This is a genomic window from Inquilinus limosus, from assembly GCF_051487185.1.
Taxonomy (GTDB): Bacteria; Pseudomonadota; Alphaproteobacteria; order DSM-16000; family Inquilinaceae; genus Inquilinus; species Inquilinus limosus_F.
This window is the reverse complement of sequence record NZ_JAHVDK010000021.1, coordinates 30425-53146: the sequence shown is the minus strand read 5'-3', so window position 1 is coordinate 53146 and position 22722 is coordinate 30425. Positions and strand designations below refer to the sequence as shown.

The window sequence follows — 22722 nt, the reverse complement described above, 5'->3', positions numbered from 1 at the left end:
GCCGTTCAGCATGACCTGGCTGATCGACCGGGCCAAGACCGTGTCGCAGGCCCCGTTCGTGCCGATGGACGAGAACCTGCCGGCGGAGATCACCCAGCTCAGCTACGACCAGCTCCGCGCCATCCGCTTCCTGCCGGAGCAAGCGCTGTGGAAGCCCGAGAACCTGCCGTTCCAGATGCAGTTCTTCCATCTGGGCGCCTATTACGACAAGCCGGTCCACATCTTCCAGGTCGACGGCTACCAGGCGCGGGAGGTGCTGTACCGCCAGGACCTGTTCGACCTGGGCGGCACCAAGTTCCCGGAAACGCCGCCCGACCATCTCGGCTACGCCGGCTTCCGGATCCACTACGCGATCAACCGGCCGGAGTTCCTGGACGAGATCGCGGTGTTCCTGGGCGCCAGCTATTTCCGCTGCCTCGGCCGTAAGAACATCTACGGCCTGTCGGCCCGCGGCCTCGCGATCGACACCGGATCGACCCGCGGCGAGGAATTCCCGTATTTCCGCCAGTTCTGGGTCGAGACGCCGGCGCCGGACGCGAAGCAGATCCGGCTTTACGCCCTGCTGGACAGCCCGGGCGTGACCGGTGCCTACAGCTTCCTGATCAAGCCGGGCGAGATCACCACGGTCGACATCGAGGCGACGCTGTATCCCCGCCACAAGATCGAGAAGTTCGGCATCGCGCCCCTGACCAGCATGTTCCTGTTCGGGCCGCAGGACCACCGGATCTTCGACGACTTCCGGCCGGAGGTGCACGACAGCGACGGTCTGTCGATGTGGACCGGGGCCGGCGAGTGGATCTGGCGGCCGCTGCGCAACCCGTCGCGCCTGCTGATCAGCTCCTTCATGGACGAGAACCCGCGCGGCTTCGGGCTGATGCAGCGCCAGCGCTCCTACAGCAGCTACCAGGACCTGGAGGCGATGTATGAGCGCCGGCCGAGCCTGTGGGTGGAGCCGCTGAGCGGCTGGGGCCCGGGCGTGGTGCAGCTGGTCGAGATCCCGACCGACAGCGAGATCCACGACAACATCGTCGCCTTCTGGGTGCCGAAGCAGCCGGTCGACGCCGGCCAGGAATGGAAGCTGTCCTACCGGCTGCACTGGGGCATGAACCCGCCGGTCAGCAGCGACCGCGGGGTCGTGGTGTCGACGCGCACCGGCGCCGGCGGCATATCCGGCGGCGACAGCAAGTCGAGCGATACCCGCAAGTTCGTCATCGACTTCCGGGGCGGCGCGCTTGACTCTTTGCCGCAGGACGCGTCATTGGAAGCCGTGGTCACGGCTTCCGCGGGGGAGATCCAGTTTCCCGTCGCGCAGCGGAATCCGGAGATCGGCGGCTGGCGGGCCTTCTTCGACCTGAAGCCCGCCGGGGGCGACCCGGCCGAGCTTCGGTGCTTCTTACGGCAGGGCAGCGATGCCCTGACCGAAACATGGAGTTTCCAATGGACGCCTTGACGACGCATCGGAATCATCCCATGTCCCAGGTCGGGTTGCAAACCCCGGTCAACATCAACATGCCCGACAACGTCATCGCCTTCTTCCAGGGTCTCGGCTTCACCGACCCGGCTGCGCTCTCCGGTGCAATCGAGACGGCATTCTGCGACGTCGACCCGTCGACAATGTCGGCCCAGGCGCTGCTGGAGCATGCGCGCCGGCGCACCGCCGACTGGTTCGCCGTGGTGCTGAACCGCAACGAGAAGAGCGACGATGCCATCCTGACCATCGGCCGGGCCGCCTATCTCCTGACCGACGCCGCCCGCCGCTGGCCCGAGCACTTCCTGTCCGAGGATCCGCTGCCCAAGGCCATGGAGCAGGCGCTGCGCCGGGTGTCGCCGGTGCCGGTGCCGCGCTCCAAGCCGACGCCGATGCTGGACCAGCCGCTCGACCCGATCTGGGCCGGCTGGTGGTCGCCCGAGGCGGCCGAACGGCGCCCGGCCTGACGGAAGAAAGGCGTCCGACCTAACCGATGACCGGACTCGAAGCGGCGTCCTACGCCTCCGCGGCTCGTTGGCGCCGCCTTGCGGTCTTCGGCGCGACCGCGCTCTCGACGATCGCGGCCGCCTTCGCCCTCTACCGCTTTCTGTCGGTCGGCGGCGTCACCGGGCTGGAACTGGCCCTGGTGGTGATGTTCGCCATCAACTTCTCCTGGATCGCGCTGTCCTTCTGGACCGCCCTGCCCGGCTTCCTGACGCTGCTGCTGCGCTGGGGCCAGCCCGGCCTGGTCTGGCCGCAGGGCGCCGAGGCGGTGGCGCCGCTGAAGAGCCGCACCGCCGTGCTGATGCCGGTCTACAACGAGGACACGACCGGCATCTACGCCAACCTGCAGGCGATCCACGACAGCCTGGCGCGGACCGGGCACCTCGACGCCTTCGACATCTTCATCCTGAGTGACAGCACCAACCCCGACGTTTGGGTGGCGGAGGAGATCGGCTGGAGCGCGCTGTGCCGCCGCACCGAGGGCAGCGGCCGCATCTTCTACCGCAAGCGCCGGCACAATGTCGCCAAGAAGGCCGGCAACATCGCCGATTTCTGCACCCGCTGGGGTGCCCGCTACGACTTCATGGTGGTGCTGGACGCCGACAGCCTGATGGCCGGCGACACGCTGGTCACCATGGCCCGGCTGATGCAGGCCAACCCGCGCGCCGGCATCATCCAGGCGCCGCCGCTGGTGGTGAACCGCAACACGCTGTGGGCCCGGATGCAGCAGTTCGCCGGGCGCCTCTACGGCCCGATCGTCAGCGCCGGCTTGGCCTTCTGGCAGCTCGGCGACGGCAACTACTGGGGCCACAACGCGATCATCCGCACACGCGCCTTCATCGAGAGCTGCGGCCTGCCGATCCTGTCCGGCCGGCCGCCCTTCGGCGGCCACATCCTGTCGCACGACTTCGTCGAGGCGGCGCTGATCCGGCGCAACGGCTGGACCGCCTGGCTGGTGCCGGAACTCGGCGGCAGCTACGAGGAATGCCCGCCGACGATGATCGACCACGCCAAGCGCGACCGGCGCTGGTGCCAGGGCAACATGCAGCATCTGCGCGTGCTGGTGGCGCGCGGCCTGCACCCGCTGTCGCGCCAGCACATGGCGATGGGGGTGATGAGCTACGTCTCCTCCCCCCTGTGGCTGGTCTTCATCTGCGTCGGCATGCTGACGGCGCTGGAGCACAAGCTGGAGATCCCGGTCTATTTCCCGACGGCCGAGTCGCTGTTCCCGGTCTGGCCGGTGCAGGACCAGACGCTGGCGGTGCGCCTCTTGGTGATCTCCTTCGGCATGCTGCTGGCGCCGAAGATCTTCGGCTGGCTGTTGCTGCTGTTCGACCGGAAGCTCGCGGCCGGCTACGGCGGCGCCTTCCGGGCGCTGGTGAGCCTGCTGTTCGAGACCTTCTTCTCGGTCTTCCAGGCGCCGGTGATGATGCTGTTCCACTCCACCTTCGTGATGCAGGCCTTCCTCGGCCGCGATTCCGGCTGGGGCACGCAGTCGCGCGACGACCGCGGCACGACCTGGGGCGACGCGGTGCAGATGCATCGCAGCCACACCATCTTCGGCGTGGTGCTGGGCGTGGTGGCGCTGTGGATCTCGCCCTCGATGCTGGCCTGGCTGTCGCCGCTGGTGATCGGCCTGCTGCTGTCGATCCCGCTGTCGGTGATCACCTCGCGCCATTCCGCCGGCGTCTCGGCCCGACGGCTTGGCCTGCTGGTCACGCCGGAGGAGCGGCAGAAGCCGCAGATCGTGGTCGAGGCGGCGGCGCTCGGCGAGCAGCTGGCCGCGACCACGAAGCCGGTGGAGGACGGGCTGGCGACGGTGATCCGCGACCCGCTGGCCAACGCCATCCACATGACGCTGCTGACCGGATCGCCCGAAGCCGGACGCGAGGACCCGAAGGTGATCGAGGCGGCACGCCGCAAGCTGACCGCCGGCGGCCCCGGCACGCTCGCCACCGGCGCCCTCAGCCGCGACGAGAAGGTCGCGCTGCTGTTCGACCCCCGGTCTTTGAGCGAGCTGCACCTGACCGCCCTGGCCGGCGGCCGGCTGCAGGCCGCGCCACGGGGCTGAAGCGCCCCGCCCTCACTCCCACTCCGCGACCGGCCGGCGGCGGATCTCCAGGCTGCGGGGCAGGACGACCCAGTCGAGGATCGCGGCGTTCCAGCCCGCGGCCTCGGCGATCGACCGCAGGTCGTCGGCCGAGGGCAGCGATGCCGGCAGCGCCTCGGGATCGACGCCCCAGGAAGGCCGCACCAAGGTGACCAGCAGCGTCTCGCCAGCGCCGATCCGGCCGACCAGGGCCGGCACCGAGGCTTGCGGGAACACCAGATGGGTGTTCGGCGCCACATCCGCCTCGACCGCGCGGCGCAGCCCGCCGAGATCGGCCAGGCTGCAGGCATGGCCATCCGTGACCGTCAGGGTCAGGGCTTGCGGCCCCGGTTCCCGGGACTCGAAGGCCTGCTTCAGCTTGCCCCGCGTGCGGCTGTGCGCCGGCACGGCGTGGCCGGTCTCGATCACCGCCAGCGGCGCGTCGGCGGCGATGCGGTGCAGCCGCACCTCCCAGTCGCCGGCGAAGGACTGCAGCGTCGTCACCCGCACCCCGGCCATGGGCTGCCAGACGGTCTCGATCCAGCCGTCGCCGACCCGGGAGGCGGTGAGCGCGCCGCGGGTGCGGAACTCCTGCCCGTCGCGGCTGACCGCCAGGATGTTGTCGCCGCAGAAGCCGACATGCAGCCAGCGATCCGCTTCGACCGCCAGGCCCCAGCGCGAGGAGTAGGCCAGCTTGCCGTACTTGTCGGTCGAGCCGCGCATCTCGGTGCGCACCGGCCCAGCCGGCAGCGCCACCACGTCGCCCTGGTTGCGCCGCACCACCATGGAAGCGCCGCGCAGCGTCGTGGTGCCGTCCGGCGCATCCAGCGCCTCCTCCCGCGCCGTCCAGAAGGGGTGGCTGTTCGGCAGGGCCAGCGGCAGGAAGGCCTTGAACGCCCAGTAGGGCGAGCCGGGAGAGTTGTACTCCTCGCTCATGAAGTAGTTGGGCCAGCGATAACCGACCGGCAGGCGCCCGGCGGCGTCGAAGATCGGCTGCCGCATCCACCAGCGGATCTGGCGGGCCCAGAGGCCGCGGATCTGGCCCCAGGGCAGCGCCTCCACCCCGGCATAGGCGAGCGCGCCCCAGAACCCGGCCATGGCGAAGCGGTAGGTCAGCGACCGGCCGATCGCCAGCGCCGCGCCGTCGGCCCCGAACCAGTGGCGGAAGCCCCGGGCGAAGGCGGTGGCGCGGTCGCGATAGGCCTGGGCTCGCGCCGGATCCTGCTCCGCCCGATGGGCGGCGTAGATCAGGCCGTAGAAGTGCAGCGCGAAGCCGTTGTAGTGGTCGATCCAGCCTCCGGCGCCGTCGCCGTACCAGCCTTCGGCGCCAATGAACTCGTCGATCCGGGCCAGATGCCGGTCGCGCGAGGCGGTGTCGATGGCGACGCCCACCCGCTGCAGCCCCAGCCCGGCCATGACCGGGAAGAAGTGCCAGTTGTTGTCGGCCATCTCGACCGATTGGATGCCGCCCAACCAGGCGGCGGCGCGCTGCTTCGCGGCCTGCGGCAGCGGATCCCACAGCTGGTCCGGCGCCAGCGCCAGGGCGAAGCCCAGCGCCGCCATCTCGACCGAGCGCTGGTCGAGATCGGTCACCCCCTCCCAGTATTCCGGGTGGTCCGGGTCGGTGCCGGTGGCCAGGCCCTCGCGGAACTTGTCCCAGAACCCGAAGCCGCCGCCGCCGGCATGCAGCGGCGCCAAGCCCCAGAGCGGCCGGGCATAGCCCTCGAACCACTGCGCCTTGCGGTTGAAATGGGCGGAGTCGAGCCCGAGCCGGATCTGTGCCCGGCCCGGGCTGAAGCCGGATTCGAGCGGCGCGGTCAGGTCGCGCAGCAGGCGCTGCGCATCGGCCCGGGTGGCCAGCGGATTGGCACGGACGCGTTCGGCGATATCGGTCATCGGGAAGCCCAGAGCAGGCCGCGGCGCAGGATCTCGCGCATCTGCGGGTGGTCGAACTCGCGCACCACATGGCCGAGCGCGGTGTAGAACACCCGCCCGGCGCCATAGCGCTTTTTGTACACGACCGGCATGGTGACGCCGTCGATCCAGGGCGCGTGCTGGCCCGAGAAGGTGGTGGTGGCCAGCACCTCCACCGCCGGATCGACATGCAGATAGTACTGCTCCGACCGGTAGTCGAAGTCGCCGATGCCGGCCATGATCGGGTCGTCCGGCCGGATAACGTTGACCCGGAACGGGATGATGCCGCCGGGATGCGCCACCCATTGGCAGCCGGCCATGAAGTGGAAGGCCACCGCCTCGCGGAGCGACCCGGCGAGGCCGCCGTGATAGCCGGCGATCCCCGTCCCGCCCTCGACCGCCGCCAGCAGGTTGTCCAGCGGTTCCTTGGCGATGGCGGCGCGGGTGATCACCGGCACGATCAGGTCCATGTCGCGCAGCGCCGGGTCGGCGAAGGCGCCGATGTCGCCCTCGACCCGGACCGCGAAGCCCTCGTCCCGCAGCATCGCGGCGACATAAGCGGCCCCCTGCTCCGGCTCGTGCCCGTCCCAGCCGCCCCAGACGATCATGGCGCGTTTCATCGCGGTCCCCTTCGCTCCCGGTCGGGCGGCACGGCCGGGAGACCGGTCATGCCGCCCTCTCCCACTTCGGCTCACTTCGGCCGGAGGATCGCCTTCCCCTGATCGACCAGCTGCTGCGCCGCCTCGTCGATCGACAGGTTGCCGAAGGCGACCTGGTCCGCCGTCTTGCGCACCACGTCCCGGTCGAACTGCTGCGACCCGACCGGCGCCGGCGGCGGATAGGCGCTGACCTTGTCCGCCAGCAGGTTGACGTAGTCGACCGTGGCCCGTTCCGTCTCGTTCAACATCGGCAGGATCGCCTCGCGCACCTTCGGCGACATCGGCACGCCGCGCTCCACGCCGAGGATCTTTCCGGCCTCGATGTCGTTGACGAAGAAGTTGATGAAGGCGGCCGCCGCCTCACCGTGCTTGGAGGTCGCGCCGATGCTCCAGATCAGCGCCGGCCGGTAATAATGGCCGGACGGGGCGCCGCCGCCGAGCCCCGGCACCATGGTGATGCCGAGCTTGTTCGGCATCATCGCCTGATATCCGATCAGCTGGTTGGAATAGGTGAAGCCCATCACCGCGTTGCCGCGGGTCAGCGGATTGGTCTCGATGGTGTTCTGGTCCTGGGTCTGGAGGTCGGCCGAGACGCAGATGTTCTTCTTCCGCAGATCCTCCCAGTAGGCGTACCACTCCTTGGCGTCCTCGACGCCGAAGCCGATCGACCCTTCCGGCGAGAACAGGGCCTTGCCGCGCTGGCGCAGCCAGACGTCCAGCACATAGGCGTAGCGGGCGCCGTATGCCGCGCCCCAGAGCTGGTCCTTGCCCGCCGCCTTGGTCAGCTCCGCCGCCAGCTCGGCGAACTGGGTCCAGGTCGTCTCCGGCGTCGGCACCGGGATGCCGGCCTTGGCGAAGACCGTGGTGTCGTAGAACATCGAGAAGGAGTTGAGGCCGAGGCCGATGCCGTAGATCTTGCCGTCAACCCGGCACAGATCGAGCATCTTGGGCCCGAAGGCCTCGACGTCGAGCGGCTTCGGGATGAACTGGTCGAGCGCCATGCAGGCGCCGCGCTTCGAATAGTCGGAGACGGTGCTGGGCTCGAGCTGGAAGATGTCGGAGACGTTGCGCCCGGCCATCTGGGTCGACAGCTTGGTCCAGTAGGCGTCGCCGCTCAGCGGCTCGCCGACGATGGCGATGTCCGGCGCCTTCTGCTCGTAAAGCTTGGCCACATCCTGGGTGCGCTTGGCGCGCTCCTGCGAGCCCCACCAGGTCATGCGCAGCCGCGTCGTCTCGGCCCGGGCCCGGCCGGCGCCGAACGACAGCACCGCCCCGGCGGCGAGCGACCCCTGCAGGAACGAACGGCGGTTGAAAGCCTTCATCGGTTGCCTCCCCTCACAAGGCGGCGTTCGGCCGCCACATTATAACCGTTTGGTTACTTATTATTGATCGACCTCGCGCGATGTCAAATCAGGAATGGCTGAGCCAGGCACTGCCTTGCGACGCGGCCGGATGTAACCAATTGGATATATCTCGAAGCAGCAAACCAAGTCCGACTCAGCGGGCCGACACGCCCTTGCCGAAGCGCTTCTCGATCCGCGCCTGCGCCAGCTCGAAGACCGCCGACATCGCCCAGTAGATCACCGCGGCGACGATCAGCATCTCCATGTATTTGAACTCGGCCCGGCCATGGGTCCGGGCCAGGAACATGATCTCCCAGACGCCCATCACCGAGACCAGTGACGAATCCTTGAGCATGGCGATGAACTGGTTGCCGGTCGGCGGGATGATCAGCCGCATCGCCTGCGGCAGCACCACGAGCCAGGTGACCTCCGCCGGCTTCAGGCCGAGCGACAGCGCGGCCTCCGACTGGCCCCGCGGGATCGCCAGGATGCCGGCGCGGAAGATCTCGGCCATATAGGCGCCGTAGCACAGCGACAGGGCGATGATGCCGGCCGGGATGGCGTCGATGACGAGGCCGAGCTGCGGCAGGCCGAGATAGATCAGCATGGTCTGCAGCAGCAGCGGCGTGCCGCGGAAGAAGGAGATGTAGAAGGTGGCGACGCCGAAGGCCGGGCCGCTCTGCGACAGCCGGGCCAGCGCCGCAGCCAGGGCGATCACGGTCGAGATCGCGATCGACACGGCGCAGATGAACAGGGTCAGCGCCGCGCCCTGGATGAAGCCGTCGCGCAGCTCGAGCCCGAGCAGGATCGGCGCCCGGTCGAGCATGAAGGGATAGCTGAGGCCGAAGCTCCAGCAGAAGGCCAGGAACAGGGCCAGCAGCTCGATCCAGATGATCGTCACCTGGGCCCGGAACGGCAGGTGGGACAGCAGCCAGAAATTCGCCACCACCAGCGCCGCCAGCCCGGCGACGACGAGCCAGGGCCCGGCCGCCTGGCCGGCCGGCAGGGCCAGCGCCGGCACGATCTCCGCCAGCCGCGCGACCAGCCCGCCATAGTCGAAGCCGGCCAGCGCGACGGCGGAGAGGAGGAACAGGAGCCCGCGCAGCACCGGCGGCTGCGCCAGGGCCTCGAACAGGCGGATCACGCTGTCAGGCCGAGGGCTTGGTCAGATCCGCCCCATACCACTTCATCGAGAATTTGGTCAGGGTGCCGTCCTCGTGCATCGCCTTGACGATCTCGGCGATCTTGGCGTGCAGCTCCGGATCGCCCTTCTCGATCGCCACCGACAGCGGCTCGTAGAACAAGGGCGAGCCGACCACCTTGATCGGGTAGCCGTTCTTGATCGCGCCCTGGATCGTCGGCAGCGCCGTGGCCACCGCGTCGAGCCGGGTGCCGTCGCCGAGCCGGAGGTCGTCCAGCGCCGGCACGTCGGTGTCGTAGGACTGGATCTGCGCGTCCTTGACCAGGAACTGGAACGGCGGCGCGCCGGCCGCGTCGATCACCAGGTCGCCGCGCAGATAGCTCTCATAGGTGGTGGCGGCGCCGACACCGATCTTCTTGCCCGAGGCGTCGGCCGGGGCCTTGATCGTGGTGTTGGCCGAATGCACCGCCAGAGCGGCCGGCGTGTAGTAGTAGATCGCCGGGAAGTCCAGCACCTCGGCCCGCGCCTTGGTCGGGGTCATCGACCCGACCGAGACGTCCCAGCGCCCGGCCCATTTGCCGGAGACGATGGTCTCCCATCCCGGGGTGACGAATTCGATCGAGACGCCGAGGCGCTTGGCGATCTCGGTGCCGACATCGATGTCGAAGCCCTCAAACTGGTTGCTGGCGTTAAGCGAGGATTGTGGCGGATATTCCGGATCCGTCGACATCACCATCTTCTTGTTCTGCATGATCCGGTCCAGCACGGCCCCGGCGAAGGCCGGGCCGGAGGACAGGACGCCGATGGCGGCGACGGCCAGGACGATGCTGCGCAGACGCATATCTCTGATCTCCCAGTGACGCGATGACGGCGCCTCTTGCGGACGCTGCGTCGCGAAAAGCCTAATCCCGCGCCGCCGCGCCATACAATCGGCAAGAGGCTACCCTGCCCAATCGGGTTATCGGGCGTCGAGCGACACCGCCGCGGTCGGGGCGACCCGGCCCGGCGCCGTGGATGGCGCCGCCCGCCGATGCGCGCCGAGCCGCGCCTCGAGCCAGCCGAAGCCGCGAACGATGATCCAGGTCAGGACCAGATACATCAGCGCGGCGGTGATCAGCGGCTCATAGGTGCGGAAGGTCTGGGCCCGGATTATGTTGGCCTCACCCATCAGGTCGCGCACGGTGATGGTGAAGACGATGGCGCTGGCCTTCAGCAGCAGCACCGTCTCGTTGGCGAAGGTCGGCAGGCTCTGGCGCAGCGCGATCGGCAGCACGATCCGGCGCAGCATCAGGCCGGGCGGCATGCCGACCGAGCGTGCGGCCTCGACCTCGCCGCGCGGCACCGCCTGGATGGCGCCGCGCAGCACCTCGCCGGAATAGGCTGCGGTGCTGATGCTGAGCGAGATCACGGCGCACCACATCGGCTCGCGCAGGATCGGCCACAGCACGCTGTGCCGCACCGCCGGGAACTGGGCCAGGCCGTAGTAGATCATGAACATCTGCACGATCAGCGGCGTGCCGCGGATGAACAGGATGAACAGGAAGGCCGGCGCCTTCAGCCACCAGCGCCGCGACACCCGCGCCAGCGCCACCGGCACCGCCAGGGCATTGCCGCAGGCAATCGACGCAGTGACCAGGAAGATGGTGACGAGAACGCCGTCGAAGAGACTGCCGAGGATGCGCTGGACAAAATCGAGATCCATGGCTCAGCTCCGGCGGAAGCCGCGGCCATAGACACGCTCGGCCAGCTGGAACAGCCCGACCGAGGCGATGGTCATCATGAGGAAGATCAGCGCCACTACCGCGTAGAAGGTGAAGGGCATGCGCGTGGTCGCGGCCGCGGTGGCGGCGGTGCCCAGGAGGTCGCGCAGGCCGACCACGCTGATCAGCGCGCTGTCCTTCAGCACCACGACCCAGAGATTGCCCAGGGCCGGCAGGGCGAAGCGCAGCGCCTGGGGCAGCACCACGCGGAAGAACATCACCCGCGGCGGCAGGGCGAGGGATTTCGCCGCCTCGACCTGCCCCGGCGGCACCGCCAGGATGCTGCCGCGGAACAGCTCGGTCGCGTAGGCGCCGGAGACGAAGCCGAGGGAGGCGACGGCGGCGGCGAAGGCGTCGATCTCGACCGTCACCCCCGGCACCACGAGGCCGATCAGCGAGCGCAGGGCGCTGGTGCCGCCGTAATAGACGAACAGGATGATCAGGATGTCCGGCACGCCGCGGACGATGGTGGTGTAGGCGTTGCCGAGGGCCCGCAGCGGCCGCGGCCCGGCCAGCTTGGCCCAGGCCCCGAGCAGGCCGAGGACCAGACCGACGAGGTAGGAGGCGACGGCGATCTCGATCGTCACCAGCGCCCCGGCCAGAAGCTGTGCCCCCCAGCCTTTCTCCCCGAACCCCAGCAGGGCGGCGAGGTCCTCCATCGCCGCGGCTCAGTCGCCGTAGATGTCGAAGGAGAAGTACTTGTCGTTGATCGTCTTGTAGAGGCCGTTGGCGCGGATCGCCTGGACGGCGGCGGAGAACCTAGCGGCCAGCGGGTCGCCCTTGCGCACCGCGATACCGGCGCCAGCCCCCAGCAGCGGGTCGCGGATCGGCTGGCCCTTCACCTCGAAATCCGCGCCTTCGGGCGATTTCAGGAAGCCGTCGGTCAGCGCCACGGAGTCCGCCAGCAGCAGGTCGACCCGCCCCGCGATCAGGTCGAGATTGGCGTTCTCCTGCGTGTCATAGGTCTTGATCGTGACGATGCCCTTGTACTTCGCCTCGACGTAGTTGGCGTGGATGGTCGAGACCTGGACGCCGACGGTCTTGCCGTCGAGCCCCTCGGGCGAGATCTCGATCGCTTCGTCCTTGCGGCCGATGAAGACGGCGGGCGAGTTGTAGTATTTGTCGCTGAAGTCGACGACCTGCTTGCGCTCGTCGGTGATCGACATCGAGGCGATGATCGCGTCGAACTTCTTCTCCTGCAGCGCCGGGATGATGCCGTCCCAGCTCTGCAGCACCCATTCGCATTTGACCTGCATCTGGGCGCAGAGCGCCTCGCCGAGCTCGATCTCGAAGCCGTTCAGCCTGCCCTGGGCATCGACCCAGGAGAAGGGCGGGTAGGATTCCGGCGTGGTCCCGATGCGCACCACCTCCTGCGCCGCGGCGGGGACTGCGAGACCGGCGAGGGCGGCGATCGCCAGACAGGCGGACAGGATCGGTCGGTTCATCTGCTGCGCTCCCTGCGTCTTGCTTGAAGGGTGGCCGGGCCTCTCAGGATTCCAGGGGACCCGGCCGGGCGGTCGCGCTCGGCGCGCCGCAGACCAGCTTCATCATGTCCTCGCCCGGCTTGGTGCGGCCGTGGTCGCGCCGGCTCAGCACCAGACCGGCCTGAGGGGCGCGGACGGGCACCGTCCCGCCCTCCTCCCCCGGCCGCACCAGGATGGTGGCCAGCAGGTCGCCGGCCTCGACCCGGTCGCCCGGCGCCCGCATGAAGCAGACGGCGCCGCCCACCGGGGCCCGGATCATCTCGATATGGTCGAGCGCGGTGACGGGGCCGGACCAGCGATGCTGCGGCGGGTCGCCGGCGATCACGCCGCGCCCGGAGAGGAAGCGGAACAAGCCCTCGGCGTCACGCTCCGCCAGCTCGGCGTCGATGTCGGCCCGGCCGCGCAGCTCCACCGTCGACACCGCCTTCCCGGCCAGCTCGACGCCGCCGCGCAGCCAGGACACGACGCAGGCCTCGTCGAAGGCGCCGCCGCCGTCGCCGTCCCAGGCCAGCACCGCCCCCGGATCCATGGCATCGGCCAGGTCGGACATCAGCGGCCAGAGCGAGGCCGGGATGTAGAGGTAGAGCAGCGAGTTCTCGTCGCAATGCAGGTCGAGGATGATGTCCGACTGCAGCGCCAGACCCAGAAGCCGCGTCTTCAGCCGGGTGCTGGCCGGCAGCACCGCATCCTCGCCCGGCAGCAGCGCCGGGTCGGGCCGGTCGAGCAGCGGGAAGTCGCGGTTGAAATTGACCCGGGTGTCGAGATCGTAGCGCCCCTGCCAGGCGCCATGCAGCTGCTGCTGCAGCCCGATCGGGTTGGCCCAGGGAACGATCGTGATGTCACCGCGGATGTCGCCCGCGGCCTCGGCCCGGCGAAGCCTCGAGCACAGGGCGTCGAGGGCGACCACGCCCGGCAGCTCGTCGGCATGCAGCGCGGCCTGGAGATAGGCGGGCGGGCCGTCGCCGCGGCCCCTGAAGCGCAGCACCGGGATGCGCCATTCGGCGCCCGGCATATCGCCGGGAATCACTTCCCAGGATCGGTCCATGCCCTTCCTGCTCCCTGTTCGGATGGGGGCATGATCATGCCGCGCGCCTCAGCCGCCGTCGCTTGAAATCGGCCAGGATCTCGCGCGCCGCATTGTGGCCGGGCGCGCCGGTGACGCCGCCGCCCGGATGGGTGCCCGATCCGCACATGTAGAGGCCGGGCACCGGCGCCCGGTAGTCGCCATGGCCCAGCACCGGCCGGGCCGAGAAGATCTGGTCCAGCGACAGGGCGCCGTGGAAGATGTCGCCGCCGACGAGGCCGAAGGTGCGTTCGAGGTCGAGCGGGCTGTTGATCTGCCGGCCCAGCACCGACGCCTTGAAGTTCGGCGCCCAAGCGTTGACCGCGTCGATGATCAGGTCGGCCACCGCCTCGCGATGGTCGTCCCAGCTCGCCCCGTCCGGTAGCTGCGGGTCGAAATGCTGGCAGAACAGGCTGGCGACGTGCTGGCCCGGCGGCGCCAGCGAGTCGTCGAGGGTGGACGGGATCAGCATCTCGATCACCGGCGCCTTCGACCAGCCGCCGGCCTTGGCGTCGAGATAGGCCCGGTCCATGTAGTCAAGGCTGGGGCCGATGATGATGCCGCTGGTGTGGTGGTCGGCCAGGTCCTTGCCGGGCAGGCAGGTGAAGTCCGGCAGATCCGACAGCGCCACGTTCATGCGGAAGGTGGCGGAGCCGCATTTGAACCGAACCATCCGCTCGCGGAAGTCCTGCGGCAGGACCGCCGGGTCGACCAGCCTGCCGAACAGCAGCTTCGGGTTGAGGTTGGAGACGACGCAGCCGGCGCGGATGGTCTCGCCCGCCTCGGTCACCACCCCGGCGGCGCGGCCGTTCTCGACGATCACCTCGCGCACCGCGGCATCGGTACGGATCACCGCGCCGCGCGCCGCCGCCGATTTCGCCATGGCCTGGGTGATCGCGCCCATGCCGCCGAAGGCGTGGCCCCAGACGCCCTTCTTGCCGTTCACCTCGCCGAAGACATGGTGCAGCAGCACATAGGCGGTGCCGGGATGGTACGGGCTGGCGTAGTTGCCGACGATGCTGTCGAAGCCGAACAGCGCCTTGACCGCCGGCGTCTCGAACCAGCCGTCGAGGAAATCGGCAGCGGATTTGGTGAACAGGTCCAAGAGGTCGCGCCGCATCACCATGTCGAGCCGGCGCAGGCGGTTGCCGAGCGATCCAGCCCGGACCAGCTGCGGCAGCGCCGCCGACCAGCCGCCGTCGATCACATTCGGCGGGGTGCGCAGCACGATGTCGCGCAGCACGTCGGCGATGGCGTCGAGCCGGTCGCTGTAGGCGTCGTAGCGCTCGGCGTCGCGGGCCGAGAACTTGGCGATCTCCTGCTTGGTCCGGCCGCCCGGGGCGGCGATCAGATAGCGGTGGTCATCGACCGGCAGGAAATTGGCCAGCCGCCGCTCGATCACCTTCAGCCCGTGCCCCGGCAGGTCGAGGTCGCGGATCACCTTCGGGTTCAGCAGGCTGACCGTGTAGGAGGCGACGGAGTTGCGGAAGCCGGGATGGAATTCCTCGGTCACCGCGGCGCCGCCGACGACCTTGCGACGCTCCAGCACCACCACCTTCAGCCCCGAGGCGGCCAGATAGGCGGCGCAGACCAGGCCGTTGTGGCCCCCGCCGATCACCGCGACGTCGAACACCTGTGAATTCGCCATGAAGCCTCGCCCGGCCCTGTTTCCGTCCCGCTGTGCGGGCCTATTTGAGCCCTTGCCGCCGTTCCGACGGCAAGGGGTATCTCACTCCGCCGCGAAGGCCGGCGTCTCCGGCGCCGCGCGGCGCAGGCTCCAGCCCGCGGGCGGCGGCCGGTCGAGCCGGCTTTCCGGGATCAGCCGGCGCATGGCGCGGGCGAAGCTGCGCAGGCACACCTCGGTCTGGCCGAGCGGCCCGACGGTGTAGCTGGACGAGCCCATGCCGGCCTGCACCCGCTCGATCAGCGCCTTGTCCTCGAGGCTGACCCGGCGGTTGATCCGCCAGTTGAGATAGCGCGCGGCCCGCATCTCGGGCCGGTGGTCCGGATGGACATAGGCGATCTCCCGGATCATCGTCTCGGTCGGCGAGACCGGGACGAACTGCATGAAGTCGATCTGGTCCGGATAGATGTCGAAGGCGACATTGGGCCAGAGCTTGAAATAGGTCCACAGCCGCTGCCGCTCCGGCGGCAGATGCGCCACCGGCGGCAGGAAGTGCTGGTACGCCCGCTCCGACAGCACGGCCGAGGGCCGCTCCTGCAGATGGCCCCACATCTTGTCGACCCAGGGCCTGGCCTCGACGCCGTAGCCGCGGCCGAACAACCGGGTCAGGCCGGGATGGGCAACGGTGATGTGCAGCCCGTCGGAATAGTTGTCGGCGACGTTCTTCCAGTTCACCGAACGCGGCCGCAGCGTCACCCGGCCGAGCGGCACCATCTCCTCGATCCGGTAGGCGGCCATCTCCTCGGCGTAAGCGCCCATCATCTCGGCCACGCTCGGCGTGCCGGGGGCGAGGCGGATGAAGACGAAGCCGCAGAACAGCTCGTGCTCGACCGGCACCAGCCCGTGGCCGGAGAGGTCGAGATCGCCGTAGCTGGCGCGCTGCGGCATGCCGACCAGCCGGCCGTCATGCTCGTAGGTCCAGGCGTGGTAGGGGCAGACGATGCGGCTGCCACACTGGCCCTTCGGCCCGTCCAGCAGGCGCGCGGCGCGGTGCCGGCAGACATTGTGGAAGGCCCGGACAACGCCATCGCGGCCGCGCAGCACCACGATGCTCTCGCCCAGGAAGTCGAAGGTGTGGAAATCGCCCGGCTGCGGGATGTCGTTGAGGTGACAGACCACCTGCCAGGAGGAGCGGAAGACGGCCTCCCGCTCGACCGTGAAGAATTCGGGATCGTGATAGATCCAGGCCGGCAGGCTGACATCGTCCTCCGGCAGCCGCGCCTCGGTCGGCGGCGCCTCGGCGCGCCGGTGCATCGGTTCGATCATGGCTGGCCTCCCGCGGCCTTCCGGCCGCCTTGTTATACGACCGTATAACAGCTTCGGAGAGGCGGTCAATCCGTCACGTCTCGGCACCCGAGCGGAAGCCCTCTGCCGCGCCGGCGGGTGGAACTCGCCGCGGCGCCAACCCGTTGCCGACGCAGCAATCGGCGGGCCGCCGGGCCGTCCCGTCCGGCGCGCCGCGGCCGAGAACCATCACCGGGAGGCGAACATGGCGTCGGGCCCCGGATCCGAACGCATCAAGCAGTGGCCGAACGAGTCGCGGGAGGCGGCGCGGCTGGTCATCCAGCAATATGGGGAACCGGACGAGGCGAGCGACACGCAGCTCATCTGGCACCGGCCGGGCCCCTGGAAGCGCATCGTCGCCACCAGGACCTTCTTCGAGCACAACTTTCCGGCACCGCATCTCGATTCCGTAGAATCGGTGATCGACTATCGGGTGCCAGCCGACAAGGTGTCGGACCTGGCCGCCTTCGACGGCAGCGTCGTGGTCGAGCGGACGGCCGGCGAGGTCTCCGCCCGCTGCCATGACGAGCAGGCGAATTTCCTGGCGATCAACCTGATGCACGACATCGTCACCGGCGCGAAGAGCGTGGACGAGGCGCGGGCCTACTACGCCAAGGAGTTCGCGGATTACCGCCGCAAGAAGCCGACGCCCTATATGGAGCGGCTGCGCTTCCCACCGCCGTTGGGATCGACGGCCGATCCGGACCGGCAGCTACTGTCCGACGAGGATCTGCAGCGGGCGGCGGAGGAAGGCCGGAAGGCCGGCTGATCGACGCCGCTCACGATCCGCGCCGGGAGATGGCCGACCCGAGCTGCGCCAGGAAGTCCAGCACGAAGGCGCCGCCGCCGCCGGCCCAGGCGTCTACATGCCCGGCCCCGTCGACCACCAGGATGCGCTTGGGATCCCGGGCGGTATCGAACAGCATCCGCGCGTGCTCGCAGGGGATGACCAGGTCGTCCTGGCCCGCATAGATCACGATGGGGACCGCCACGGTTCCGATCTTCCTCAGATTCTCGAAGCGGTTGCGGACCAGGCGGCGGACCGGCAGGAACGGGAACCGCCGCGCCGCGATCGCGGCGATGCTGGTGTAGGGCGCCTCCAGGATCAGCGCCTCGACACGACCTTCGACCGCCATCTGCACGGCCACGCCGGTTCCGAGCGAATAGCCATGGACGACGACGGCCGTGGCCCGTCCCTGCAGGAAATCGAGGGCGGCGCGCCCGTCCTCATAGAGGCCCCGTTCCGACGGACGCCCGGGATTGCCGCCATAGCCCCGGTACTCCACCTGGTAGACGCCATAGCCGGCATCGAGCAGGTCGCGGGCGACATGCGCCCGGTGCGACAGGCTCTCGCCATTGCCGTGGAACAGCAGCAGCGTCGGCTTGCCCGGATCGCGCGGCGCCCGGTACCAGCTGACGAGGTCGAGCCCGTCGCGGGTCCGGGCGGTGACGACCTCCATTTCGCCGAGGCCCACCTCGGCCGGCTCGATCCGCAGCAGGTCCACCGGGAAGACCAGCCGCCCCTGCAGACCGTAGAGCAGCAGGACGGCCAGACCGTAGATCGCGGCCGCGACGGCCACCACGGCTATGACGGCGGACCACATGCGGCCGCGGGGGATGCGCTGCCTCCGGCCGGCCCGGCGATCTCGATGCCCAGCGCCGGGCCCCGCCGCCGCGTCAGCGCCTCGAACCGCTCCGGCGGGAGCGGCGGCGGCAGGTCGAACGGTGTTCCCAGTTCGGCGAGCGCCTCGTGGAAGCGGATGAAAGTGGCGAAGTCGCGCGGGTAGCGCGCCTCGTCGACACCAAGGAAGCGGCCCCGGCGGGCGCGGCCGAGAAGCCGACGCCACTCCTCGATGCCGACCACGCCCACCCCCTCGGTGCCGTGCGAGAACAGCATCAGGCCGATCTCGTCGAAGGGCGGCCCCTCGTCCAGGAACCGCTGGAGCACGCGGGCGGACCGTTCGACGCAGAACAGGAGCCACAGCGGCAGCGCCCGGAGCCGCAGCACGCGATAGGGGTCGAGCAGGACGAAGCTTTCCACGATCAGGCGCGTCGGCTCGTAGCCGAGATCACGGTACCAGGCGCGATGAATCGCCGCCGTCAGCAGGCTGAGTGCCTCCGGGTCCTCGAAGCGCAGCAGCACCAGGCGCCAGCCGCGCGTCGCCGCCAGGGACGAGAGCTCGGCCAGCAGGCCCGGGTCGAAGCCCCATTCCGCCTCCGGCGCGACATCGTTCGGCTCGGGCGGGTCCCAGCCGGTGCGTCGCACCCGATAGCGCGCGAGATAGGCGCGTACCCGGTCGCCGCCGCGGACATACTCCTCCGCCTCCATGCCGCCCACCGCCCCGAACTGGAACACTGAGCGTTCGCTGGTCCGGGTGACCGGCCAGGCGCGGGTGCATTCGTCGACATAGAGCGTCGCCCCGGGCGGCAGGCGCCGGACCAGGAAATCGCGATAGGCGGCGGGCAGCGCCCGATGCTTCAGCCGGAAGTAGCCCATCGTCTTCAGCATCAGCCTGTCCTGATTCGGATCGTGCATGTGGTGCACCGTCATGGTCGGCAACGCCTTCAGGAACGCCTCGGTGAGGCGGCGCCCTCGGGCGAATGCGGTCCGCACATCGTCGGGGTCGCTCCACGGGCAGCGCACGGGGCACAGGAATGTCTGCGGCAGCCACGGTGCGCCCAGCGCCGCAGCGAGATGCGCCAAGGCACCGTTCGAGGAGCCGATGAAGGCGGCGGGATAGTCCCGCCGAGGGAACAACCCGGCGAGCCATTCCGAGATCGCGTCGAAGGAGAGGCGGCCGATGCGGCCGGCGCCGACCGCCTCTGTCATGCCACCGATCGAATAGGCCAGCTCGCGGGCCCGCCGGGGCAGCAGGTTCACGGCAGGCATCGTCCGGTCGAGCAGCGGCGATCCGCTGAGGCTGGCCACGTCGCGCCCGTGCAGGAAGGCCGCGATCGCCTGGGCCATGGCCGCGGCGGAGTCGAAGCGGGCAATGCCGGGAGGGGCGCCGCTCATCCCGACCGCCCGTGCAACAGGGCCGCGCGCTCGGCCAGCAGGAACGGCAGGATCGCCCGGGCCATCTCGTCCGGATAGGCGTAGTTCATCGTGTGGGTACCACCTTCGACGACCACCAGCCGACCATTCGGCAGCAGCGCGGCGGCCCGTTCGGCCCAGGCCTGGGGCACGACCGGATCGCGCGAGCCGCGGACGACCAGGGTGGGAGCCGTGATCAGCGGCAGCCGGTCCTCGATCCGGTCCCGGATCAGGATGCGCATCGAGGCGAAGGCGCGCGGCAGCCCGGCCTTGGCGTAGTCGATCCGGGCGACGCGCCGGATCCCTCCGGGCTCGCGCCGGCCGTTGACCAGGGCGCGCCAGATCTGGACCGGCAGGCTGCGGGCTTCAGGATCGGTGGTCGGGGCCTGCAGCACCAGGCGGTCGACGACCTCGGCGTGGCGGACCGCCAGCACCGCCAGGACCTGGCAGCCGAAGGAGTTGCCGATAAAGGCCGCGCGCGCGATGCCGGAGGCGTCAAGCCAGCTGTGCAGGGCGTCCGCCAGACCGGCGAGATCGAGGGGACGGGGCGGCTTGTCGCTCTCTCCGGAGCCGGGGAGGTCGGGCGCCAGCACCGGAAAGGCAGGGGCGAGTGCCTGGGCCAGCGGCTCCATATAGCGGCTCGAGATGACGAGGCCGTGGACCAGGATGACGGGCAGGCATCCACTCGCCGCCGGCGGAGACGTCGTCACGCGCGAGAACATCCGGTACGGCCCGGCGGCGGTGACCCGGCCTTCGATCCCGGCACGCCGGGCCTCCTCGGTCACGGCGGGCGTCCGCCTCAGCGATCGCCACCGATCCGCAAGGATGGCGGCGGCCAACACCGCCCCGACCGACAGCGCGGCCGCCAGCCCGGCAGGGCGCTGCCGAACCATGGCGCCGGGCCCGGCCGGTTCATGGGCCACCCCTGCCGCCCAGGAGGTTTCCGACGACGAGCCGGCGTCCAGGATCGGCGGGTCTCGATTCCATCCTCGTTCTCCACAAGCCAGAAGACGTGAACGCTCCGCCTTGCTGCCCTTGCCCAGGGCCACGGATCGCGAATAGCGGCGGCCGGCCCGGATCGCCGGCTTCATCCAGCAACAATGGGGATGGCGGGTCGATCGGTTCCGTCCCGGAGGGCTGGGCTCTCCGGCCCCGGCTCCGCTCATGCGGCAACACCTTCACCTTCCCGGCGTGCGCATAACCTCGAAAATGCTCATATTGGATACCCAGCCGCCGGCACGAACGTCCGCAGGCCTGCTCACGAGGCAACGGGAGGGGAGGAATGTCAGGAACGAGACGATTTCGAAGAAGGAAACATCGCCCGTTTCTGACGCTCCCACGCCACCGTCGGCGGGAAGCGGTGACCCAGCTTCGCAGTGAGATCGCCCGGACACGGGCCGACTACGGCGGCCTTTTCACCAGTGGTCAGGTACTCAATGAACCCGGCCGGCCGGATGCGTACAATCAGTGGCTCGATTTCGTGTTTCCGGGGTTGGACAAATTTACCTTCTGGAATGCGACGATCCTGACAGCCAGCGCGGTTTTCTGGGACGAGGTCGAGAATCTGGCGTTCGAGCGGACCCGCGAGCTGTTGCCGGAGCGCTCCTTCGCTATCAAGGGAATGTTCGAGCCCTGCGAATGGTCTCCGACCGGCAAAGTGAAGGCTTACCATATGAAGGAGCCGCCTCGGTTCGATCAGCTGGGCGGCCTGACAGAGCGGGAATATGCCGACCGGCTCGCCGCGGACATCATCCGCAACGAGCCGCCGGTGATCTATGAGGAGTTCAGGACCGACGACAGTTATGCCTATGGCATCGGCTTGGATATCGTGATCGATGCAAAACGTGTCGACCGCGAGGTGGTCGAACAGGCGATCCAGCGCTTCCGAGATCTTGGAGAAGCGGCATGGCGTTCGCCTTCGTCCGTGCCGCGCGACCGCCTGCCTACGATGACGCGGGACGAGGCCTTAGCCGAAGCGAGGCCGGCTTACAGCGCTGGCGGGTGATGATCGGTCTCGACGTCACCTGGAACCACTGACGGCGTCCCGACCTCTCCGACAAGCGAGGCTTTCCGGAATTTCCAACCCACCGTTGCGAGCGCAGCGAAAAAATCCAGGGTACAGCTCGTGTGGGCCGATGGATTGCTTCGTCGGCCTCGCCTCCTCGCAATGACGGGTTGGACTTTTCCGCCGTGGGTATGAACCCCTCACCGCTCCCGCGCCGCGCCCTCCGGCGGGCGGTCGATCAGCCGCTCGATCTCGGCCATCGCCTCGGCCGGCAGCGGCCCCTTCTCCAGCGCGCCGACATTCTCCCGCACCTGCGTCACCGACCGGAAGCCGGGGATCGGCAGGGTGCGCGGCGACTTCGCCCACAGCCAGGCGAGCGCGCCCTGGGCCAGGGTGCGGCCGTCGGCGGTCAGCAGGTGCCGGATCCGCTCCAGCCGATCGGCGAAGCCCGGCACGACGCGGCCGTCCTTGAAATAATCCATCCAGCCGAAGGTGTTGGCCCGGACATCGTCCGCCGGCAGCGCCTGCCCGGGCGCGAACTTGCCGGTCAGCAGCCCCATGGCCAGCGGCGAGCGGTTGATCGAGATCAGCCCGTGCTCTTCGATCACGCCGCCCATGGTCGGCGCGTCGAAGAACAGGTTCATCCCGTGCTGGACGGCAACGAAGCCCTCGCGCCCGGCATAAGCGGCCGCCCGCTCCGGGAAATCAGTGCTCCAGCCATAGGCGCCGATGGTGCCGGCTGCGCGCAGATCGTCCAGCACCTCGAACACCTCGCCGGCCCGGTCGATCGGCAGATTGTTGAGGTGGAGCTGCAGCAGATCGATGCGGTCGCGGCGCAGCCGGCGCAGCGACCCCTCCACAGCGCTGCGGGCCTCGCGCCGCAGGTCGCCATCCGCGATGCTGCCGGTGAGCTGCTTCGTCGCCGGGTCGAAGCGGTTGCCCAGCTTGGTCGCGATCACGACGTCGTCCCGGCCCTCCAGGGCCCGGCCCAGCACCGCCTCGGAATGGCCGGCGCCGTAGACGTCGGCGGTGTCGAAGAAGCGGATGCCGAGATCGACGGCGCAGCGGATCGCGGCGATCGACTCCGCATCGTCGACCGTGCCGTAGCCGAGCGGCGTGTCGCCGGCGAAGAACGGGCCGCCGATCGCCCAGCAGCCCAGGCCAAGGCGAGGCACCTCGCGCCCGTCCCATAGGCGGATCAGGGTGGCGGAAGGAAGCCCGGCTTGATCGTTCATGGCGCTATCCTTTTCATGATCGAAAAGAAAATGGATCCGTCGAAGGCAAGCTATC

20 protein-coding genes are annotated in these 22722 nt (G+C 69.4%); 5 read left to right on the top strand and 15 right to left on the bottom strand.

Going from position 1 to position 22722, the window contains the following annotated elements:
* Positions 1 to 10: 10 nt before the first annotated feature.
* The 3 genes from KXR53_RS22795 to mdoH are packed head-to-tail and all read left to right on the top strand — an operon-like array spanning position 11 to position 4043.
* Positions 11 to 1450, top strand: a complete 1440-nt coding sequence (locus KXR53_RS22795) for a glucan biosynthesis protein (RefSeq protein ID WP_437377570.1) — start codon at positions 11 to 13, stop codon at positions 1448 to 1450.
* A gap of 20 nt (positions 1451 to 1470) precedes the next feature.
* Positions 1471 to 1935 (top strand): hypothetical protein, encoded by a 465-nt coding sequence (locus KXR53_RS22790; RefSeq protein ID WP_437377569.1) that lies wholly within the window; start codon positions 1471 to 1473, stop codon positions 1933 to 1935.
* Positions 1936 to 1961: 26 nt separating this feature from the next.
* Positions 1962 to 4043, top strand: a complete 2082-nt coding sequence (gene mdoH, locus KXR53_RS22785) for a glucans biosynthesis glucosyltransferase MdoH (protein WP_437377568.1) — start codon at positions 1962 to 1964, stop codon at positions 4041 to 4043.
* Between the two features lie 12 nt (positions 4044 to 4055).
* On the opposite strand, the gene KXR53_RS22780 is transcribed toward mdoH, so the two are convergent.
* From KXR53_RS22780 to KXR53_RS22730, 11 genes are all read right to left on the bottom strand, one after another.
* Complete coding sequence (locus KXR53_RS22780; protein WP_437377567.1) at positions 4056 to 5957, bottom strand: DUF2264 domain-containing protein; 1902 nt, start codon at positions 5955 to 5957, stop codon at positions 4056 to 4058.
* The gene (locus KXR53_RS22775) at positions 5954 to 6595 is read right to left on the bottom strand and encodes a ThuA domain-containing protein (RefSeq protein ID WP_437377565.1); all 642 of its coding nucleotides are present in this window, start codon (positions 6593 to 6595) and stop codon (positions 5954 to 5956) included. The genes KXR53_RS22780 and KXR53_RS22775 overlap by 4 nt, the downstream gene beginning before the upstream one ends.
* Positions 6596 to 6666: 71 nt before the next feature.
* Positions 6667 to 7956 carry an ABC transporter substrate-binding protein gene (locus KXR53_RS22770; protein ID WP_437377564.1) on the bottom strand — a complete coding sequence of 430 codons (1290 nt, stop codon included), beginning with the start codon at positions 7954 to 7956 and terminating at the stop codon, positions 6667 to 6669.
* Between the two features lie 175 nt (positions 7957 to 8131).
* On the bottom strand, positions 8132 to 9121 hold the full coding sequence (locus tag KXR53_RS22765) for an amino acid ABC transporter permease (protein ID WP_437377563.1): 990 nt from the start codon (positions 9119 to 9121) through the stop codon (positions 8132 to 8134).
* A gap of 4 nt (positions 9122 to 9125) precedes the next feature.
* Positions 9126 to 9959, bottom strand: a complete 834-nt coding sequence (locus KXR53_RS22760) for a transporter substrate-binding domain-containing protein (RefSeq protein WP_437377562.1) — start codon at positions 9957 to 9959, stop codon at positions 9126 to 9128.
* A gap of 117 nt (positions 9960 to 10076) precedes the next feature.
* Positions 10077 to 10820: an ABC transporter permease gene (locus KXR53_RS22755; protein WP_437377561.1), complete on the bottom strand. Its 744-nt coding sequence runs from the start codon at positions 10818 to 10820 to the stop codon at positions 10077 to 10079.
* A gap of 3 nt (positions 10821 to 10823) precedes the next feature.
* Positions 10824 to 11537, bottom strand: a complete 714-nt coding sequence (locus KXR53_RS22750; RefSeq protein ID WP_437377560.1) for an ABC transporter permease — start codon at positions 11535 to 11537, stop codon at positions 10824 to 10826.
* Between the two features lie 9 nt (positions 11538 to 11546).
* Positions 11547 to 12323, bottom strand: a complete 777-nt coding sequence (locus KXR53_RS22745) for an ABC transporter substrate-binding protein (protein WP_437377559.1) — start codon at positions 12321 to 12323, stop codon at positions 11547 to 11549.
* A gap of 43 nt (positions 12324 to 12366) precedes the next feature.
* Complete coding sequence (locus KXR53_RS22740; RefSeq protein ID WP_437377558.1) at positions 12367 to 13407, bottom strand: hypothetical protein; 1041 nt, start codon at positions 13405 to 13407, stop codon at positions 12367 to 12369.
* Positions 13408 to 13441: 34 nt separating this feature from the next.
* A complete protein-coding gene (locus KXR53_RS22735) occupies positions 13442 to 15073 on the bottom strand; it encodes a phytoene desaturase family protein (protein ID WP_437377557.1) in 1632 nt (543 codons plus the stop codon).
* Positions 15074 to 15154: 81 nt separating this feature from the next.
* Positions 15155 to 16375: an aromatic ring-hydroxylating oxygenase subunit alpha gene (locus KXR53_RS22730; RefSeq protein WP_437377556.1), complete on the bottom strand. Its 1221-nt coding sequence runs from the start codon at positions 16373 to 16375 to the stop codon at positions 15155 to 15157.
* Between the two features lie 223 nt (positions 16376 to 16598).
* Between KXR53_RS22730 and KXR53_RS22725 the strand changes: the two genes are divergently transcribed.
* Positions 16599 to 17162, top strand: coding sequence for a hypothetical protein (locus KXR53_RS22725; protein ID WP_437377555.1), 564 nt, complete (start codon positions 16599 to 16601; stop codon positions 17160 to 17162).
* Positions 17163 to 17172: 10 nt separating this feature from the next.
* Here KXR53_RS22725 and KXR53_RS22720 read toward each other — a convergent pair whose 3' ends face one another.
* From KXR53_RS22720 to KXR53_RS22710, 3 genes are read right to left on the bottom strand one after another with little or no spacing between them, the layout of a single operon-like run.
* On the bottom strand, positions 17173 to 17997 hold the full coding sequence (locus KXR53_RS22720; RefSeq protein ID WP_437377554.1) for an alpha/beta hydrolase: 825 nt from the start codon (positions 17995 to 17997) through the stop codon (positions 17173 to 17175).
* Positions 17979 to 19409 carry a hypothetical protein gene (locus tag KXR53_RS22715; protein WP_437377553.1) on the bottom strand — a complete coding sequence of 477 codons (1431 nt, stop codon included), beginning with the start codon at positions 19407 to 19409 and terminating at the stop codon, positions 17979 to 17981. Before KXR53_RS22715 ends, KXR53_RS22720 begins: the two co-directional genes overlap by 19 nt.
* Positions 19406 to 20350, bottom strand: a complete 945-nt coding sequence (locus KXR53_RS22710; protein ID WP_437377552.1) for an alpha/beta fold hydrolase — start codon at positions 20348 to 20350, stop codon at positions 19406 to 19408. Before KXR53_RS22710 ends, KXR53_RS22715 begins: the two co-directional genes overlap by 4 nt.
* Positions 20351 to 20787: 437 nt before the next feature.
* Between KXR53_RS22710 and KXR53_RS22705 the strand changes: the two genes are divergently transcribed.
* Positions 20788 to 21432: a hypothetical protein gene (locus KXR53_RS22705; RefSeq protein WP_437377551.1), complete on the top strand. Its 645-nt coding sequence runs from the start codon at positions 20788 to 20790 to the stop codon at positions 21430 to 21432.
* Positions 21433 to 21632: 200 nt separating this feature from the next.
* Here the strand turns inward: KXR53_RS22705 and KXR53_RS22700 are convergent, their stop codons facing one another.
* Positions 21633 to 22667 (bottom strand): aldo/keto reductase, encoded by a 1035-nt coding sequence (locus tag KXR53_RS22700; protein ID WP_437377550.1) that lies wholly within the window; start codon positions 22665 to 22667, stop codon positions 21633 to 21635.
* Positions 22668 to 22722 lie beyond the last annotated feature (55 nt).

Excerpts from the sequence above, each read along its gene's own strand:
- KXR53_RS22750 (WP_437377560.1), bottom strand. The coding sequence starts at position 11,537 with ATGGAGGACCTCGCCGCCCTGCTGGGGTTCGGGGAGAAAGGCTGGGGG.
- KXR53_RS22740 (WP_437377558.1), bottom strand. The coding sequence starts at position 13,407 with ATGGACCGATCCTGGGAAGTGATTCCCGGCGATATGCCGGGCGCCGAA.
- KXR53_RS22725 (WP_437377555.1), top strand. The coding sequence starts at position 16,599 with ATGGCGTCGGGCCCCGGATCCGAACGCATCAAGCAGTGGCCGAACGAG.
- KXR53_RS22755 (WP_437377561.1), bottom strand. The coding sequence starts at position 10,820 with ATGGATCTCGATTTTGTCCAGCGCATCCTCGGCAGTCTCTTCGACGGC.
- KXR53_RS22720 (WP_437377554.1), bottom strand. The coding sequence starts at position 17,997 with ATGTGGTCCGCCGTCATAGCCGTGGTGGCCGTCGCGGCCGCGATCTAC.
- KXR53_RS22770 (WP_437377564.1), bottom strand. The coding sequence starts at position 7,956 with ATGAAGGCTTTCAACCGCCGTTCGTTCCTGCAGGGGTCGCTCGCCGCC.
- KXR53_RS22780 (WP_437377567.1), bottom strand. The coding sequence starts at position 5,957 with ATGACCGATATCGCCGAACGCGTCCGTGCCAATCCGCTGGCCACCCGG.
- KXR53_RS22715 (WP_437377553.1), bottom strand. The coding sequence starts at position 19,409 with ATGAGCGGCGCCCCTCCCGGCATTGCCCGCTTCGACTCCGCCGCGGCC.
- KXR53_RS22775 (WP_437377565.1), bottom strand. The coding sequence starts at position 6,595 with ATGAAACGCGCCATGATCGTCTGGGGCGGCTGGGACGGGCACGAGCCG.
- KXR53_RS22730 (WP_437377556.1), bottom strand. The coding sequence starts at position 16,375 with ATGATCGAACCGATGCACCGGCGCGCCGAGGCGCCGCCGACCGAGGCG.
- KXR53_RS22795 (WP_437377570.1), top strand. The coding sequence starts at position 11 with ATGACCTGGCTGATCGACCGGGCCAAGACCGTGTCGCAGGCCCCGTTC.
- KXR53_RS22790 (WP_437377569.1), top strand. The coding sequence starts at position 1,471 with ATGTCCCAGGTCGGGTTGCAAACCCCGGTCAACATCAACATGCCCGAC.
- KXR53_RS22760 (WP_437377562.1), bottom strand. The coding sequence starts at position 9,959 with ATGCGTCTGCGCAGCATCGTCCTGGCCGTCGCCGCCATCGGCGTCCTG.
- KXR53_RS22700 (WP_437377550.1), bottom strand. The coding sequence starts at position 22,667 with ATGAACGATCAAGCCGGGCTTCCTTCCGCCACCCTGATCCGCCTATGG.
- KXR53_RS22735 (WP_437377557.1), bottom strand. The coding sequence starts at position 15,073 with ATGGCGAATTCACAGGTGTTCGACGTCGCGGTGATCGGCGGGGGCCAC.
- KXR53_RS22745 (WP_437377559.1), bottom strand. The coding sequence starts at position 12,323 with ATGAACCGACCGATCCTGTCCGCCTGTCTGGCGATCGCCGCCCTCGCC.
- mdoH (WP_437377568.1), top strand. The coding sequence starts at position 1,962 with ATGACCGGACTCGAAGCGGCGTCCTACGCCTCCGCGGCTCGTTGGCGC.